This window comes from Streptomyces sp. NRRL S-495, assembly GCF_000966955.1.
GTDB lineage: Bacteria > Actinomycetota > Actinomycetes > Streptomycetales > Streptomycetaceae > Kitasatospora > Kitasatospora purpeofusca.
Map to the genome: position 1 here is coordinate 1 of NZ_JZWY01000028.1, position 17,025 is coordinate 17,025.

Here is a 17,025-nt window from a genome sequence, read left to right on the forward strand (position 1 = left end):
ATGTCGGCCGCTACCCGTCAGTCACCGTGTGTCCGCCCCTCGGCGCGGCGGGCGGCGAGCAGGTCGCGGGCGGCACGGAACGGCTCCGGGTCGGCCCAGGCCCGGACGTCGACCGGTCCCGCCAGGAACCCCTGCCGGTCGAGGAAGCGCTCCTGCTGCTCCAGCAGGGCGAGGCGCTCCTCGGAGAGGTCGAGGTGCAGGGTGCGGTGACCGCCCGCCGCGTACGCCCCGGCGACGCCCTCCTCCCCCGCTCCGGTCTCGGCACCCAGGATCCGCGCGACCTCCGCCGGCTGCCCGGCGGCCCAGTCGGCGGCCTCCAGCAGCACCGCGAGGAAGCGGGCCACCAGGTCCGGGTGCGCGTCGAGCAGTTCCTGACGCACGGTGATCGGCCGGGGCGTGCCGTTGTTCACCCGTGCCCGGCGGTCCGGGACGGCGTCCAGGTCGACGGCGACCTCCGCCCCGATCCGTCGGGCCGCCTCCACGGCGAGCGCGCCCTTCACATAGACCGCGTCCACGACGCCGTCCCGCAGCGCCGTCAGCTCCGCCTCCCACTGCCCTTCGCCCGGCGCGGCCGACACGTCCACCAGCTCGACGTCCGCCGGCGTGAGACCCGCGAGCGAGAGTGCTCCGTGCAGGCCGGCCAGCGCCATCGCGCGCCAGAAGTCGATGGCGATCCCATGGTGTGGGACAGCGAGCCGCAGCCCGCGCAGTTGGCCCGGCTCGGTGACCCCGCTCCCGGACCGGACCAGGATGACCTGGCGCTCCTCGATCCAGGTGAGCCCGACCAGCCTGGTCCGCTCGCCGCGCGAACGGGCCCAGAGCGCCGGCACATTGCCGCCCTCGCGGAACAGCCCGGTCAGGGCGTGGGTGTAGTGGTGGTCGGCGGCGACCTCCGGAGGCGCGTCCTGGAGCGAGCGGACGGCGATGCCGTCGGGGGCGAACTCCCGGCCCAGCCAGCCCCGGTCGGCCGCGATGCCGGTCGCGGTGGGCACCGGGCAACGGGTGAACCAGAGGGTGTCGGGCACCCCCGGGGCAACGGCGGCGGTCGGGGCACCGGTGGTCGGGGAGGGCTCATTGGTGGAACTGCGGGCGGAACTGGGCACGGTGGCTGGTCCTCTGCGGCGGGGCGGGTGCGTGCGCGCCCCCGACGGCGGGGCGGTGGGCGCGGCACGGGTCACCAGGCGTGGTGGAACGGAACGGGGGCTGGAACCGGGGGCGGGGCGGAGTTGTACGGGGACCGGCGCGGGCCGGGGTGCGTCAGCGACAACACGCGCAGGAGGAGGGGCACCGGTGGGTTGTCACGGCACTGCTCCTTCCCGCGGTCCGGGCGCCGCCGGACGGGGCCGTCCGGTGCGCTGCGCCGAGCGTTCCACGGCGGGCGAGCCAGGAGCAAGGGTTTGCCACATCATGGGATTGCTTGTTCATGAACGGCATCCTTTTGCAACGCCGTTGACACATTCCCGCAGCACGCGCTGCCATAGTCTGGGAGCGACTCCGGTGAACGGCCGGAGCCACGGACAGAACGAGAGATGCCATGGCCGAGGCCGTCACCGCCACCCAAGGCCCGCCGGCCGGCGCCCAGGCCGTCCAGCGGGCCCTCGGGCTGCTGCACTGCTTCCACGACAACGGCCCCGATCTGAGCGCCTCGGACCTGGCCCGCCGGATGGGCCTGTCCGTGTCCACGGCGCACCGGCTGGCCCGCACCCTGGTCAGCGCCGCCTTCCTGGAGCAGGACGAGCACACGGCCCGCTACCGGCTCGGCCCGGCGGTCGCCGAGCTCGGCCAACTCTCCTTCCACCAGCGCGGGCTGCACCTGGCCGCCCCCGAGCTCGACCTGCTGTCCCGCCGTACCGGCGCCGCCGCCGATCTCGCGATCCGCAGCGGTCCGCACGCGGTGATCCTGGTCGGCGCCTCCGTCCGGCCGGACACCGGGCTCGGACTGCGCCGACCGCTCCACTCGACCGCGCTCGGCAAGGTCCTGCTGGCCTGGCCCCGCCCCGGCGACGCGGGTGTGGCGACGCTCGGCCCGCTGGCGCCGTTCACCGACCGGACCATCACCGCACCGGAGCGCCTGGCGGAGGAGCTGGCGAAGGTCCGGGCGGCCGGTCACGCGCTCAACGACGGCGAGTCGGAGACCGGGGTGCGCACGGTCGCCGTACCGGTGCTGGACGGCGCCGGCCAGGCCAGGTTCGCCCTCGCCGTCCGCTCCACACCCGTACACCTCACCGACGAGCGGCTGGACTGGTTCCTCGACCACGCCCGGGCCTGCGCCGGAGCGCTCGCGGTCCTGCTGCTGCCGCCCGACCAGCGGATCTGAGGACACGTCAGAACACATGAGGGGGCCGGGCGTTCGGGAAGAACGCCCGGCCCCCGGCCGATCGGTGACGCGAAGCGCGGTGCGATCGGTCGACGTACGCTGCGGCGAGGAGCGGGGTGCGCGCTCAGGCCACCGGCGTGTACTTGTAGCCGACCCGACGCACCGTCACGATGCTGTCGCGGTAGGCCGCTCCGAGCTTGCGGCGCAGCCTGGCCACGTGCACGTCCACCGTGCGGCCGTCGCCGACGTGGCCGTAGCCCCAGACGGCGGAGACCAGGTGGTCACGGGTGTGCACCCGCTGCGGGTGCTCGGTCAGATGGGCGAGCAGCTCGAACTCCAGGTAGGTCAGGTCGAGCAACTGGCCGTCCACATAGGCGTTCCGGCGCTCGGTGTCGACCGTGATCCCCCGGCCGACGGGCCGCACCGGACGCGTGCCGGCGCCGGCGGCGGCCCCGACTCCGGCGACACCGAGGCCACCGGGCCCCGGCGCACCGAGGACCGAGGCCCCGACGGCGGCGGCCGGACCGGCCTGCGGGGCCGGGATCGAGGCGGTCGGGAAGCCCTGCTGCCCGGCGCCCGGCGCGGCGGCGGCTCCGCCCTCGGCCGGGACCAGCACCAGGTAGCCGACCATCGGCTGCCCCGCCGAGGCGCCGAACTGCGCCCCGTACTGGGCCAGCAGGGCCTGCGGCAGCGAGCCCTGGGGCAGCGCGGCGACCACCGCGGCACCCTCGGGCAGCGCTGCGAGCAGCGCCTGCGGCGGGAGCGCCGGAACGAGCTGCGGTGCGGCCGGCGGGACCGGGCCGACCGGCGGGACGGACGGGACCGCGGCGGCGCCCCGGCCGAAGCCGGGCTGCCCGAAGCCGGACTGGGCGGGCCCCTGCGGCGCGGAGCCCGGCTGGCCGGCGGCGGCCGGCCGCTGCGGCGCGGGCCCGCCGTGCCGACGGTCGACGGGGGACGGGACGGAGCGGACCGCGCGCAGGTGCGGGGTCGCGGAGGGGAGGGGGAGAGTGGCCGTGGAGGTGGAGGACATGATGTCGCTCATTTCGCGCGTGACGGACGGGGTGGAGTCGTCTGCGCGTCTACCGGGCGTGCTGCCGTGGACCGACCCGAGGTCAGCGGAGGGAGTGCCGGGACGCGCTGGGCGAGCCCGGACACGTCTGGTCGAACAGGTGTGGCTGGCGGGACGGCCAGAACGGTTCGAGGAGGTTCACTGGTGCTCTCCGCAAAGCGGGCAGGGCCGACGGCGGCCCACCGGACTGCTGTCCGGTACTGCCGGGTCGACGATGCGATGGACCGTCAGCGTCCGCCCGGCCCGTCCGGTGAGTCCGGAAGGGGGGCACCGGCCGGGAGATCCCCCGGGCGGCGAACGGCGGTGACGGTGAGGTGGCTGGCGACGGTTGGCGAGGTCAGCGACAACAGGCGCTGCAGATCAGCGCGTGGTCGATGTACCGCCGGACGGTCAGCGCCGGGGTGACCGGCATGGCGAGATCGGCTTGGGCGGACCCGGCCTCGGCACATCGCTGCTCGACGTTCATGGTTCGGTCCTCCCCCCTCGGTCTGCCGGTACGTCCCTGTACCGCGCTGCGGCGCGCGTGCCGGACGCACACCGGGTGCGCGGCACGTTCGCGGCATCCCGGCAGCGGGCCGGGCGGCCTTCGACACCAGAGCCTTCCACGCCGGGGCGGTCAAGGCAACCTGCTCGGCCAGGATCGTCCGGCATGTGAACACCCTGATGAGACGCCACCTGTCGGGGCCGGGGCGGGAGGCAGCGGCGGGAAGCCGGGCCGGGCGGGCTATCGGGCCCCGGCGCTCGTCCCGGTGCTCGTCCCCCGGCGCGCCGCCGCGTGCTCGACCAGGGCCACCAGCAGTTCCTTGCCGTCCTCGCGGCGGCGGGCGTCGCACAGCACCACCGGGATGTCCGGGTCCAGGTCGAGCGCGTCCCTGACCTCCTCGGGGGAGAACAGCTCACTGCCCTCGAAGCAGTTCACGGCGACCAGGAACGGGATCCGCCGCTGCTCGAAGAAGTCCACCGAGGGGAAGCAGTCCGCCAGCCGCCGGGTGTCGGCCAGCACCAGCGCGCCGAGCGCGCCCCGGGCCAGCTCGTCCCAGACGAACCAGAACCGGTCCTGGCCTGGTGTGCCGAACAGGTAGAGCGCCAGCCCCGGCCGCAGGTCGATCCGGCCGAAGTCCATCGCCACCGTGGTGGTGCGCTTGGCCTCGACGCCCGCGGTGTCGTCCACCGGGCGGCCCAGCTCGCTGAGTTCCTCCTCGGTGCGCAGCGGCCGGATCTCGCTGACCGATCCGACCAGGGTGGTCTTGCCCGCGCCGAAGCCGCCGGCGACCAGGATCTTCACCGCGACCGCCGGACCGCCCCGCCAGCGCGGGTCGTTGGCCCGCTCGGCGCCCCCGTCGTACGCGGGGCCCGGGGCGGGGGCGGCGGGGGCGTGGAGGTCAGAGCGCACGGAGTCCATTGATCACGTCTCGCAGCAGGCGCTCGTCCGGCAGCTCGGCGAGCGGAACGGGTCGGGTGACGCTGATCAGCTCGGCGTCGTAGAGATCGCCGAGCAGGACGCGTACGACGCTGACCGGCAGGTCGGTGTAGGAGCCGAGCTCGGCCACCGAGATCGGCTCCCGGCGGCACCAGGCCAGGATGGTCTGGTGCTCGGGGTCCAGCACATGGGCGGGGACGGCCGCGGCGACCGGCGCCGGGTCCTTGGCGACGATCAGCGAGATCAGGTCGAACAGGCCGTCCTCGACCGGCCTGGCCCGGCCGCGGGTCATCGAGAAGAGGCGCACCACCGGCCCGGCCTCGTCGTCGAACCAGCGGTCGTCGACCGGGGTCCGCGGCCGGAACAGGTCGAGTTCCGACTCGTCCCCGTCCCCGCCGGCCGGACCCCGGTCGTCCGGGCCCTGGTCGTCCGGGCCCCGGTCGGTGGCTTCCCCGCCGATCGCGTCGGCCACGTCGGCCGTGTCCGCACCGGTCGTGTCCGCACCGGCCGCACCGGCCGGCTCCGGATCGGCTGCCACTGCCCTCGGCTCCTCGTCCGCCATCGGACCGCTCATCTCCCGGGCGGAGCCACGTCGGCGCGCGGTTCGGCGGCCAGGTGCTCGCCGACCCGCTTGACCAGCAGGGCCATCTCGTAGGCGATCTGGCCGATGTCGGCCTCGGCCTCGCTCAGCACCGCCAGGCAGCTGCCGTCGCCGGCCGCGGTGATGAACAGGAAGGCCTCGTCCAGCTCGACCATGGTCTGGCGCACGCCGCCGACCTTGAAGTGCCCGCCGGCGCCCTTCGCCAGGCTGTGGAACCCGGCCGCGACGGCGGCCAGGTGCTCGGCGTCCTCCCGGGCGAGGTCGCGGGAGGCGCCGGTGGCCAGGCCGTCGCCGGAGAGGATCACCGCGTGGCGCAGGGCGGCCACTCGGCCCACCAGGTCGTCCAGGAGCCAGTTGAGGTCTCCGGACGACTGCGTCGAAGTGGTCATGAATCAGTTCCTTCTGCTGGAGCGGGTCGTGCGGATGGAGCGGGTCGTACGGGTCGTACCGGTCGTACGTGCGGTGCGGGTCGTCCAGGCCGTGCGGATGGTGCGGTGCCTTCGGGCGGCCCGTCGGACAACGGACCGGCGGGTGCGTCCGGTTCCGCCACCGGGCGCGGGGACCGGGCGAACCTGGTCGGCGGTGGCACCGGCGCCCGTCGGGCCAGCGGCGCCGGTTCTCCCCGGCGGGGCCGGGCAACGCCGCCGGGGCGGGTGCCGGGGCGAGCGCGCGGCGCACCGACGCCGCCGGGAAGGGCGTCCCGGGCGGCGTCGGAGCCGGGGGCGCTGTCGGCGTCGGAACCGGGGCGGGCGACGGGGAGTCCGTCGGCCGGGCGGCAGGGGTGCCCCGGCCCCGGGTGAAGCCGCGCTGGAACGAGGCGAAGGTGGCCCGCGCCTCCTCGGGCGAGCGCTCGCGCACCGGTTCGCCCTCGCTGGCCCGGGCACCGGAGCCGCCCGGACCGTCGGCCCGTCCGGCGGCGGCCTCCGCCGCGCGCTCGCGCAGTTGCGGGGCGAGGCTCGCCTGCCGCACCCGTCGCGGCAGCCCGCCCGGCGTGCCCGCGGTGGCGGTCCGCGGCGGCACGGCCTCGGCGGCACCGGCGTCGGCCCCCACGGGCGCCGCCGTCGCGACGGCCCAGTCCGCGGCCGCGGCCTCGGCCGCGTCGGCGGGCCCGGTCCTGAGCTCGGCCGAATTCGGCCCGAGGGAATCGACGCCGTCCGCCGTGCCCGCCGGGTCGTCCGCGCGCCGGTGGCGGCCGGTGCCCGGTCCGGTCGCGTCGCCGGTGGCTGCCGCGACCAGCACGGGCCCGCCGCTGCCGCGCGACCGGCGCGGCAGACCGCCGGGGGTGCGGGCCGGTTCGGGTGCCGAGGGACGCGGCCCACCGGCGATCCGGTGCCGGCCGCCCGCTCCGTTCACACCCTTCAGCGCGCCGTTCGTGCCGTTCGTGCTGTTCGTGCCGTTCGTGCCGTTCGTGCTGTGGGAGTCGTAAGAGTCGTCGTCGGGGCCGTCCTCGGCCAGGGCGGGCACCGCGACCAGGTCCCGCTGTCCGCGCCGCCCCACCGCCGCCCGTCGGCCGCCGACCGGTCCGGGTGCCGCGCCCGGCCCCTGACCGGCCCCCGCCCCGGAACCCGCACCCGGGCCCGAGGCCGCGGGCGGCTCCGGCAGTCCGTCCGGCGCCTCCGCCAGCAGCTCGCGCGGGATCAGCACCACCGCCGTCGTCCCCCCGTACGGGGAGGGCCGCAGGTGCACCCGGATACCGTGCCGGCGGGCCAGCCGGCTGACCACGAACAGGCCCAGCCGGTCGGTGTCGGCGAGGTCGAACTCCTGCTCCACCGCGAGGCGTTCGTTGATCCCGGCGAGCAGTTGCTCGCTCAGCCCGAGCCCGCGGTCGTCGATCTCCAGCGCGAAGCCGTGCGCCACCACCTCTCCCTGCACGGTGACCTGGGTGCTGGGCGGGGAGAACACCGCCGCGTTCTCGACCAGTTCGGCGATCAGGTGGGTGACGTCCGCGACCGCGCTGCCGAGCAGCCCGGTGCCGGGGAACGGCCGGACGATCACCCGGGCGTAGTCCTCGACCTCGCCGACCGCCGCGCGGACCACGTCCACCATCCGCACCGGCTTGCGCCAGGCCCGGCCCGGCGAGCCGCCGGCCAGGATGATCAGGCCCTCCGCGTGCCGCCGCATACGGGTGGTGAGGTGGTCGACCTTGAAGAGGTCCTCCAGCTCCGCCGGATCCTCGGCGCGCCGTTCCATGGTGTCGAGCAGGGTCAGCTGGCGGTGCAGCAGGACCTGGCTGCGGCGGGCCAGGTTGACGAAGACGGCCGAGACGCCGCGCCGCAGTTCGGCCTGCTCGACGGCGGCCTCGACGGCGGCGCGCTGCACGGCGTTGATCGCGCGGCCGACCTGGCCGATCTCGGCCTGGCCGAACTCCAGCTCCGGGGCCTCGGTGGCGACGTCCACCGACTCGCCCTTGCGCAGGCGCAGCATGACCGAGGGCAGCCGGGTGCCGGCCAGCTCGTTGGCGGCGTTGCGCAGGCCGATCAGCTCGCGGACCAGGCCCCGGCCGATCCGGAAGGAGATGAGGACCGAGAGCACCACCGCGACCAGGCCGATCAGACCGGCGATGCCGCCGCGCCAGAGCAGTCCGACCGCATAGGAGTGGTCGCGGTCGTCGATGGTGCCGCTCAGCCGGGCGTTGATCGCCGCGAGGTCGCCGAGGGCGCGGTCGGCGGTCTCCCGCCAGGCGTCGCCGTTGATCGCCTGCACCACCCGCTCGGGTCCGCCGGCGCCGACGAAGTCCGCCTCGGCGCGGGCGAGCGCGGCCCAGGCCTCGCCGCCGCGCAGGGCGATGTAGTCGGCCTGGTCGACCGGGTCCAGTTCGGCGATGTAGACGGTGAACAGCGCCTGCTGGTTGTGCAGGGCGTCGAGCGCGACCTGGTACTGCTCGGAGGTCGGCCGGCCGTTCCCGGTGCGCAGCCCCTCCATCGCCGCGTCCTCCTGGGCGAGGTACTCCCGGGCGCGCATCAGCTCGATCAGGATCGTGCCCTGCCGAGGGAGTTGGCCGCTCTGGCGGGCGACGAAGGCGGACCGGAAGCCGAAGACGGGCTTGATCAGGTCGGTGTACTGGCCGAGCGCGAACTCCCAGTTCAGCGCGGCGCGGCCGATCTGGGCGCGCAGCGGGCTGAGCTGGTCGGCGGCGGCGAGGATCTGCAGGTAGCGGCCGCGCTGGGCCTCGTCGAGCCGGCTGCCCTCGCTGTCCTTCTTCTGCTGCAGTACGGCGAGGTCGTGGTCGGTGGCGGCGCGGGCCTGCTCGAAGGCGTCGCGGGCGGCCCGGGAGGCCGGGTCGGCGAGCCTGCGGACGGCGGCCCGGCGCTCGTTCTGCAGGTCGTGCGCGTACAGGTCGACCGGGCTGCCGAACTCCTTGTAGGTCGCGCTGACGTCCAGCCTGCTCCAGACGTCGCCGGTGGTGGCGAGCGTCGCGTACGCCCAGAGGGCGGTGAGGGCGACGATGGGCACCAGGAGCAGCGCGATGATCTTCGCGCGGATCGAGCTGCTGCGCAGACGCATGGAGTCCTCGGTCGGGAAGTGCCAGGCGCGGACGGGGTGCGGGGAGTGCTGGAGGCGTGACGGGGCGGGGCGGCCTGGGAGCGGGAGCGTGGGGGTGGAAGCGTGGGGCGGAAGCGTGGGGGCGGCGACGCGGAGGCGGCTCGACCAGGAGGCGGATCGACACCAGGAGGCGGATCGACACCGACGAGTTGACACGGGCTGGTTGACACGGACAGGGTTGGTACGGACCAAGCGCTGGCCAGGGGCAGCGCTCGGCCGCGACCGAGGACCCCGGCCGCAGGTCTGCGAGACTCTACTACGGCCTGACCACTCGTTCGAGGGTCGAACCCACCCTCTTCTCGGCCCGGACCGGATCGTGTCCGGATCGCCGTCGCGATCACCGCTTCCGCACAGTCGTACGAGGCCCTCGACGGCTCCACGACACTTTCCGCACACGCCGGTGCCGATCTCGTCGCGTCACGGTCACAACCCTGGGCAGTCGGCGAGGGATCCGATAGTTTCGCTGCACCTGCAGGACTGATCGGGGGGATCGTGCGCGAGTTCACCACCCCCGCCCCGGCCGGACCGCCGGCCGCCGGAGGGCTGGCCGACTCGCTCTACGACACCGCGGAGCGCTCCCCCGCCCTGGTCCAGCTGACCCGCCGGGCCGACCGCTCCCGACGCGCCGCCGCCGGGGACGCGTGGCAGGACATCACCGCCGCCGACTTCCGCGACCAGGTGCTCGCCCTCGCCAAGGGCCTGCTCACCCGGGGCGTGCGCTACGGCGACCGGGTCGCGCTGATGTCCCGCACCCGCTACGAGTGGACCCTGTTCGACTACGCGCTCTGGTCGATCGGCGCGATCTCCGTCCCCGTCTACCCCACCGCCGCGCCCGAGCAGGTCCGCTGGATCCTCGCCGAGACCCAGGCGGTGGCCTGCCTGGTCGAGGACGAGGACCACGCGATGACCGTCGGCGCGGTCTGCGACGCGTTACCCGACCTGACCGGCATCTGGCAGCTGGACCGGGACTGCGTCGAGGCGATCGTCGAGGACGGCCGCGGGGTGCCCGACTCCCTGGTCCACCGGCAGCGGCTCGGCGTCACCACCGACACCGTCGCGACCGTCGTCTACACCTCCGGCACCACCGGGCGCCCCAAGGGGTGCCTGATCACCCACGGCGCGCTGGCCGCCGCGGCCGACGCGCTGCTCGACGGCTGGGGCGAGGCACTCCGCGACACCGGCGGGCACCCGCCGTGCACCGTCCTGTTCCTGCCACTGGCACACGTCTACGGACGGATGGTGCAGATCGCCTCGATCCGCGGCGGATTCCGGATCGGCCATGTCTCCGAGGTGTCCACGGATGCGCTGCTGCCCGCGCTGGCCGCCCTCCGCCCGACCTTCCTGCTCGTCGTCCCCTACGTCCTGGACAAGGTGTTCCAGCAGACCCGGCGCACCGCCGAGGAGGCCGGGCGCGGCGAACTCCTCGAACAGGCCCGGCAGGTGGCCGTCGACTGGGCGGCCGCCCGGGAACAGCGCGCCTTCGGGCACGGCCCCGGCCCCGGCACCGCGCTGCGGCTGCGCCACCTGGCCTACGAACGCACGGTCTACCAGCGGCTGCGCGCCGTGTTCGGCGGCCGGGTGCGGGCGTTGATGTGCGGCGGCTCGACCCTCGACCGCGAGCTCGGGCTGTTCTTCGCCGGGATCGGCTTCCAGCTGTTCGAGGGCTACGGGCTCACCGAGACCTCGGCCGCGGTCACCGGCAACCCGCCCGGACGGTCGAAGATCGGCTCGGTCGGACGGCCGGTGCCCGGCGCGACGGTGGCGATCGCCGACGACGGCGAGGTGTGGGTCCGCGGCCCCGGCGTCTTCGGCGGCTACCTCAACCATCCGCGCTGCACCGCCGAATCGCTCTTCGAGGGCTGGTTCGGCACCGGCGACCTCGGCAGCCTGGACGAGGACGGCTATCTGACCATCACCGGCCGCAAGAAGGACATCATCGTCACCAGCAGCGGCAAGAACCTCGCGCCCGCCGCACTGGAGGTCCGGGTGGAGTCCCACCCGCTGGTCTCGCAGTGCCTGGTGGTGGGCGACGACCGGCCGTACGTGGCCGCGCTGATCACGCTCGACCCGGCGGCGCTGGCGCACTGGCTGAAGCGGCGCGGGCGCGGGCAGTCGGACCCGTGGACCGTGCTCGCCGACGAGGACCTGCACGCGGAGGTCCAGCGGGCGGTGGCGGCGGCCAACACCGCCGTGTCGCGGGCCGAGTCGATCCGCGCCTTCCGGCTGCTGCCCAGGGAGTTCGGGGTGGAGCAGGGGCTGATGACGCCCTCGCTGAAGCTGCGGCGGTCGGCGATCGTCGAGTACTACGCGGCGGACATCGAGGAACTGTACGCCCCCTGACGTCTCGTCTTGTCCCGTTTTACGCAAGTGAATTGGGAGTCCATCGGGTACGACCGGTCCCTTGACGATCGCGGTGGTCCAGTCCATTGTTTTGCTCCGGTCCGAGTGCGGCACGCCGAAGCTCCCGCCCCCTCCGGGAGCACCCCCACATCCCGTTGTCCGCGCGTCCGCCCCACGGGCGCGTCCCCCACGCTGGAGTCCCCACGTGTCCATCTCCTCGCGCATGTCCACCCGTCTGTCCGGGCTCGGGTTCGGGTTCGGGTTCAGGCGGTTGCCCGCCGGCCTGCCCGCTCGCCTGCCCGCGCTGGCCGCCTCGGCCGCGCTGCTGGTGGCCGGCCTGGCCGGACCGGCCGTCGCGGCGCCGTCGTCCGCGGCGCCGTCGTCCGCGGCCGAGCCCGCCTCCGCCGCCGCGCCCTCCGTCAACCTGGCGACCAACCCCGGGTTCGAGATCCCCGCCTCCTCGCTCGCCGACTGGGGCAGTGTGCCCGGCTGGCGCTGTTCCGGCGGGCCCGCCGAGGCCGCCCTCACCACCGCCGCCCCGCACTCCGGCAGCTCCGCCCTGGCCGTCACCCCGGCCGGCGACGAGTCCACCGGCGAGTGCGTGCAGACCGTCTCGGTCCAGCCCGGCACCACCTACACCGCCTCCGCCTGGGTCCGCGGGAAGTTCGTCTTCCTGGGCGCCACCGGCGGCACCGACCGCCCGACCGCCCCGCCTGGACCGAGTCGACCAACGGCGGCTGGCAGAAGCTGACCACCCGCTTCACCGCCGCTCCCGGCGCCACCACCGTCCGGCTCTCCGTCCACGGCTGGTACCAGCAGGGCCCGTTCGCGGTCGACGACGTCCGGGTCGACGGCCCCGCACCCGCCCCGGCGACCGCCGCCGCCTCGGTGCCGACCAGCGACAAGGTGGTCTTCTTCACCGTCGACGACGGCTGGCAGACCACCTCGGAGGCGGAGCAGGTCATCGCCGCCAACAAGCTGCCGATCACCGCCTTCCCGCTGCCGATGGCCGCCGCCAACAACCCCGACTACTTCCGGCGGGTGACCGCCGCCCCCGGCTCCTCGATCCAGGACCACAGCGTCTCCCACACCGACCTCACCACCCTCTCGCCCGCCGCGCAGCAGGTGGAGATCTGCGACGCCCGCGACTCGCTGACCCGCCTCTTCGGCACCGCGCCGACGGTGTTCCGCCCGCCGTACTTCGCCTGGAACGCCGACACCCTCCAGGCCGCCGCCAACTGCGGCATGCGCACCGTGCTCACCGCCGACGCGGACTTCAGCTGGGGCGCCTCCAACATCTGGCACGAAGGGACCCTGTCGCCCGGCGACGTCGTCCTGTTGCACTGGACCGACACCCTCGCCGACGATCTCCGCCGCGCCCTGGCCGCCGCCGAGGTGGCCGGCCTCAAGCCCGCCGGCCTGGCCTCCTACCTGCGCTGACATTCCCGACCCCTGCTCGCACGGCGCACCGCCGGCCCCGCCCCGGGGCCGGCGGTGCGGCGTTTCCCCGACACGACGACGCGTTGACAGCAGCGCCGCACGGATGCTGGGATGGGCCGCGTGCAGCGTGGCGCCGGCCAAAGAGATGTGGGCCGGCCGGCAGCCGGGCCGGCACCCGACACCGAGGGACGACGCGTGATGAGAACGTTCTCCGCTCCCCTTTCCTGAGCTCCTCGGAGCACTTCTTCGCACCTCTTCGCGGCCGCGACCGGGCCTCTTCCGGGACGGTGCCGCCGCTTCCCCTTCCGAGTCCCTTTTCGACTCCCTTTTTCGATGCTCCGGTGAGAGATCCGGAGAGAGAGCTGCACAGTCGTATGCCCATGTCTTCCTTGTCGTTCAATCAAGCTGTCATCGAGGAGTTCCGCGCCCGGGGCGGGAGGGTCGGCGGACCCTTCGAGGGCGGGGACCTGTTGTTGCTGACCACCGTCGGCGAACGGTCCGGGCGGGAGCACACCGTCCCGCTCGGATTCGTGCGGGCGGACGGGCTGCTGCTGGTCGTCGCCTCGGCGGCCGGGGCGCCCGAGCACCCGCAGTGGTACCGCAATCTGCTCGCCCGCCCGCTGGTGCGGGTGGAACTCGGCACGGAGGTCTTCGACGCGACCGCCGTCCCCGCCGAGGGGGACCGGCGCGAGCGACTGTTCGAGGCCGTCGTCCGGGCGGCCCCCGGGTACGGGGACTACCAGCGGCACACCGCGCGGCTGCTGCCCGTGGTCGTCCTGGAGCACCCCGGTGCCGGGGCCGGCTCCGGGGGCGGGGCTCCGGCGCGCGAGGTGACGAGCCTCGCGGACAAACTGCTGGAGGTGCACGACTGGCTGCGGGCCCAGCTGCGGCAGCTGCGGGCCGAGGCCGAGGCGCACCTCGCCGGAGGTGTCGGGCACGCTCCGTCGCTCGGACTGCAGCTCCGCCAGCACTGCCTGGCGTTCTGCCAGGGCCTGACCGTGCACCACACCGGCGAGGACCGGGGTGTCTTCCCCGCCCTGGCCCACAGCCACCCGGAGCTGCGGGGCGTGCTGGAACGGCTGGCCGAGGAGCACCTCACGGTGGCGCGGCTGAAGGACGAGCTGGTCGCGCTGGTGTCCGGCCTCGACTCCGCCGACGGCTCCGCCGAGCCGGAGCTGTTCCGGGCCGCGCTGGCGCGGACGGCGGACGAGCTGGAGGCCCATCTCGCCCACGAGGAGCGGGAACTGCTGCCCGCCCTGGCCGGGATCCCGTTCCCGCCGCCGGGGCGATGACGGGACGGTGACGGGTCGGACCCGCCGGTCCCTCCCGGGTGGGGGGACCGGCGGGCCCGCCGGGTTGTGCGGTCGGGGTTGTGCGGCCAGGGCTGTGCGGTCGGGGTTCTGTGATCGGGGGCGGGGTCGGGGGCGGGCTTGTGCGGCTGGGCTCAGGCCTGCGCGGTGAACACCGGCAGGAAGCCGCCGGAGTGGCCGGAGGCCTTCGGGTGGTAGCTCTCCTCCACCGGCAGGGTGGTGCTGTTCAGCCAGGTGGTGCTGGAGCCGCAGATCTCGTGCTCGCGGAAGATCGACCGGACGTCGCCGAAGGCGAAGCCGGCGTTGGCGGCGCGCTTGGCGATGACGTCGTCGAGCGTGTCGGCGGCGCCGTTGATGGCGGCCCGCTTGGTGTCGCCGATGCCGAAGATGCAGCTGCCGCCGACCTTGTAGAGGTGCGGGTAGCCGAGCACGACGACCCGGGCGTTCGGGGCCTTGGCGTGGATCGCCGAGTAGACCTGGTCGAGCTTGCCGGGCAGCGTGCTGGTGGCGTAGTTCTTCGCGGTGGCGACCGCGTTGAGACAGGCGCTCTCCGAGTCCAGGACGCAGGTCTGCATCGTGCTGGCGAAGCCCGCGTCATTGCCGCCGACGCTGATGCTGACCAGCGTGGTGGCCGAGTTCAGGTTGGAGAGCTGGTTGTTGAGCACGTCTCCGGTTCTGGCGCCGGAACAGGCGAGGAACGAGAAGGAGGACGGCGCGTGCGCGTTCTTCCACAGGTACGCGTACGCGTTGGTGCTGCGCTTGCAGCTGCCGCTCTCGCTCGTGTAGCTGCCGGCTCCGAGGCCCGAGGCGTAGGAGTCGCCGAGCGCGACGTAGTTGACCCCGGCGGCGTGGGCCGAACCGGCTGTGACGAGGGTGGTCAGGGAGAGGAGCGCCGCGGTGACGGCGACGGACATGGCACGGGCAGGGCGTAGCATGACACCTCCAGGGAGTGACTCGCGTCACACAATTTGATACCAGGCGGTAGCTAACTCTGGAAGTTGTCATGCCAAGGCAATTGACGGTCAGTCTGACAACGGCACGGTGAACTGCCCCTTCTGGCACGGTAAGTGCGCCCGTGCGCCGGTTTCGGGGCATCGCCCGATCGAGGGACGGCACTCAGCCGGACGTGCGACCACCGGCGGCGGCACGCTCGGGCGGTCGGCGAGGCGCGCGGCGGGGCGCGCGGCGGGGCGCGCGGCGAGGACGTCGGTCGGGTCAGGCGGTCGGTCGGTCAGGCGGTCAGGCCGTCAGGCGGTCAGGCCGTCGGCGATTCCCCCGGGGCGGCACCCGGGGCCGCGCCGGGGAACAGCTCGCAGCCCGCCGCCGGCAGTTCCTCGATCGTCTCGTTGGCGGCCGAGGGCACGCCCAGTCTCCGGACGGCGGTCGCCACCGCCGCCCGGGCCTGACGCAGGCCGGGCACGCCCCAGCCGAGCAGCTCGACGGCGAGGCCCGGTGCGACCAGCAGCCGCCGGTAGTGCCGCCCCGAGGCCGGGTCCGGCGCACTCGGACCGACGGCCCGCAGCGCGGCGGCCATCCGGACCCGGGCGCACTCGTGGCCGCCGTTGGCCGAACCGACCCGGTCGTAGAGGTAGCCGAGGTAGTACGGCGTACCGATCAGCGCCTGCGCCTCCTCGGCCGCCTCCCGGGCCAGCGCCGAACCGGGGTCGCCGGCGTCCTCCGGCTCCAGCGAGCCCCCGGGCAGCGAGACGACGCCGTCCTTGGGGTTGACCAGGGTCAGCACCCGGCCGTCGGGGGCGAACAGCCACCCCCAGGACTGCTTCACCGGAAGCCCGGCGGGCACCTGCTCCCCCGGCCGCCACGGCCAGCCCGCAGTGGGACGCCGGCGCACCCGGCCGAGCAGCTCGGCGATCTCCGCGCTGTACTCGATCCGGCTCATGCGTCCCCCCTTTCGGTGTCGGGCTCGCCGGACCGACGGTGCGCGGGGACGGTTCGCGGTACGCGGTTCGGGGCGGCGGGCGCGGCGGCGTGGGGCACCGGCCGTTCCCACTGTTGATCTTCCCCGAAATCTTCCCCGAACAGGCGGTCGATGAACAGTCCCCAGCGCCGCTTGGTGGACAGCCGGAGCCGAACGCCCTGGTCAGCCGCGATCAGGCCAGGGGCCCACCCCCGCCCCCGGTCGGCCGCTCCCCGGGCGGTCCGCCCTCACCCGACGGCGGCGGCGCCGGCAGGGGGAAGCCCGGCAGCGGGACGACGGCCGGCGGGAAGGGCAGGCCCCGGCCGACGTCGTCGGCGAGCTCGTCCAGCACCTCGCGGACGGTCATCGGCCGCAGCCTCCCGCCCCGCAGCGCCCACCCCCGCACCGTCTGCCCGCCGGGGGCCGCCGGGTCCCCGTGCAGCACCATCGCACCGGCACCGCCGACGGCGAGGCCCGCCGCCAGCGTCACGCAGAACGCCTCGGCATCCCGCCCGCCGGGCCCGGGCCGGCCCCGCTCCACCCGGACGTCGGTCGCCGAGGTCAGCTCCTCGCCGTCCTCGGGGCCGTGGCAGCGCAGGGTCAGCAGGTGGATCCCGTCACCGGCCCCCGCGCCCACCGCCAGCTGGACCTCGACGGCGTGCCGCATCACCGCCACCAGCCGCCGCTCCCCCGGCGACCCCTCGCCCGCCGCCGTCAGCAGGGCCGCCATCGCGATGGAGATCCGGACCCGCGCCCGGTGGTCGTCGGCCAGCTCCGGCAGCAGCACCGCCAGCCGCTGCCCCGCGTAGACGAACGGCTCCCCGGCCAGCTCGGGATCGGCCGCGTACGCGACCCGGGCGGCGGCGTCCCCCGGCGCGAAGCCGAGCTCCTCGCAGTACTCCGCGTAGTCCGCCGGGTCGAGCACCCGGAGGTGGACCTCCAGCCCCTGCCCGCGCAGCGCGCGCAGCTGGACCGCCACCCGCCGCAGGTAGGAGCGGAAGGTCAGCCCGCCGAACAGCCCGTACCGCGCCAGGTCCGCGAAGTCGGCGGCGGCGACGGCCAGCGCGAGC

Annotated in this window: 14 protein-coding genes and 1 pseudogene; 5 read left to right on the forward strand and 10 right to left on the reverse strand. The window is 74.8% G+C overall.

The features are described from left to right. Positions 1–17: 17 nt before the first annotated feature. A complete protein-coding gene (locus VR45_RS02420) occupies positions 18–1,025 on the reverse strand; it encodes an ABC transporter substrate-binding protein (protein ID WP_045937998.1) in 1,008 nt (335 codons plus the stop codon). 509 nt (positions 1,026–1,534) lie between these two features. On the opposite strand from VR45_RS02420, the gene VR45_RS02425 reads away from it, so the two are divergent. Continuing rightward, entirely contained in the window at positions 1,535–2,317 is a 783-nt protein-coding gene (locus VR45_RS02425) for an IclR family transcriptional regulator (RefSeq protein ID WP_045937992.1), read from the forward strand. A gap of 124 nt (positions 2,318–2,441) precedes the next feature. Here VR45_RS02425 and VR45_RS43610 read toward each other — a convergent pair whose 3' ends face one another. From VR45_RS43610 to VR45_RS48265, 6 genes and pseudogenes are all read right to left on the reverse strand, one after another. Further along, on the reverse strand, positions 2,442–3,008 hold the full coding sequence (locus tag VR45_RS43610; RefSeq protein ID WP_234325804.1) for a winged helix-turn-helix domain-containing protein: 567 nt from the start codon (positions 3,006–3,008) through the stop codon (positions 2,442–2,444). A 715-nt stretch (positions 3,009–3,723) separates the two neighbouring features. Continuing rightward, positions 3,724–3,852 (reverse strand): hypothetical protein, encoded by a 129-nt coding sequence (locus tag VR45_RS49900; RefSeq protein ID WP_286163044.1) that lies wholly within the window; start codon positions 3,850–3,852, stop codon positions 3,724–3,726. Between the two features lie 258 nt (positions 3,853–4,110). Next, a complete protein-coding gene (locus VR45_RS02435) occupies positions 4,111–4,671 on the reverse strand; it encodes an ATP/GTP-binding protein (protein ID WP_045938000.1) in 561 nt (186 codons plus the stop codon). Positions 4,672–4,768: 97 nt separating this feature from the next. Further along, positions 4,769–5,380, reverse strand: a complete 612-nt coding sequence (locus VR45_RS50425) for a DUF742 domain-containing protein (protein WP_199925887.1) — start codon at positions 5,378–5,380, stop codon at positions 4,769–4,771. Continuing rightward, entirely contained in the window at positions 5,377–5,796 is a 420-nt protein-coding gene (locus VR45_RS47790) for a roadblock/LC7 domain-containing protein (protein ID WP_030392000.1), read from the reverse strand. The genes VR45_RS50425 and VR45_RS47790 overlap by 4 nt, the downstream gene beginning before the upstream one ends. A gap of 1,252 nt (positions 5,797–7,048) precedes the next feature. Then, a pseudogene (locus tag VR45_RS48265) lies at positions 7,049–8,911 on the reverse strand (nitrate- and nitrite sensing domain-containing protein); the annotation flags it as partial. Positions 8,912–9,442: 531 nt separating this feature from the next. Between VR45_RS48265 and VR45_RS02445 the strand changes: the two are divergent. The 4 genes from VR45_RS02445 to VR45_RS02460 all read left to right on the forward strand — a co-directional run bounded on the left by VR45_RS02445 (position 9,443) and on the right by VR45_RS02460 (position 14,022). Beyond that, positions 9,443–11,290 (forward strand): AMP-dependent synthetase/ligase, encoded by a 1,848-nt coding sequence (locus VR45_RS02445; protein ID WP_045937993.1) that lies wholly within the window; start codon positions 9,443–9,445, stop codon positions 11,288–11,290. A 223-nt stretch (positions 11,291–11,513) separates the two neighbouring features. After that, entirely contained in the window at positions 11,514–12,041 is a 528-nt protein-coding gene (locus VR45_RS48270) for a carbohydrate binding domain-containing protein (protein WP_159394099.1), read from the forward strand. Between the two features lie 137 nt (positions 12,042–12,178). Further along, the gene (locus VR45_RS48275; RefSeq protein ID WP_052708799.1) at positions 12,179–12,730 is read left to right on the forward strand and encodes a polysaccharide deacetylase family protein; all 552 of its coding nucleotides are present in this window, start codon (positions 12,179–12,181) and stop codon (positions 12,728–12,730) included. A 374-nt stretch (positions 12,731–13,104) separates the two neighbouring features. Continuing rightward, on the forward strand, positions 13,105–14,022 hold the full coding sequence (locus VR45_RS02460) for a nitroreductase/quinone reductase family protein (RefSeq protein ID WP_045937995.1): 918 nt from the start codon (positions 13,105–13,107) through the stop codon (positions 14,020–14,022). Positions 14,023–14,174: 152 nt separating this feature from the next. Here the strand turns inward: VR45_RS02460 and VR45_RS02465 are convergent, their stop codons facing one another. The 3 genes from VR45_RS02465 to VR45_RS02475 all read right to left on the reverse strand — a co-directional run. After that, positions 14,175–14,954 (reverse strand): SGNH/GDSL hydrolase family protein, encoded by a 780-nt coding sequence (locus VR45_RS02465; protein ID WP_045937996.1) that lies wholly within the window; start codon positions 14,952–14,954, stop codon positions 14,175–14,177. Positions 14,955–15,295: 341 nt separating this feature from the next. Then, entirely contained in the window at positions 15,296–15,937 is a 642-nt protein-coding gene (locus VR45_RS02470; RefSeq protein ID WP_063772393.1) for a hypothetical protein, read from the reverse strand. Positions 15,938–16,148: 211 nt separating this feature from the next. Beyond that, positions 16,149–17,025 (reverse strand): hypothetical protein (locus tag VR45_RS02475; RefSeq protein ID WP_045937997.1); only part of this gene is annotated, 877 nt, incomplete at its 5' end.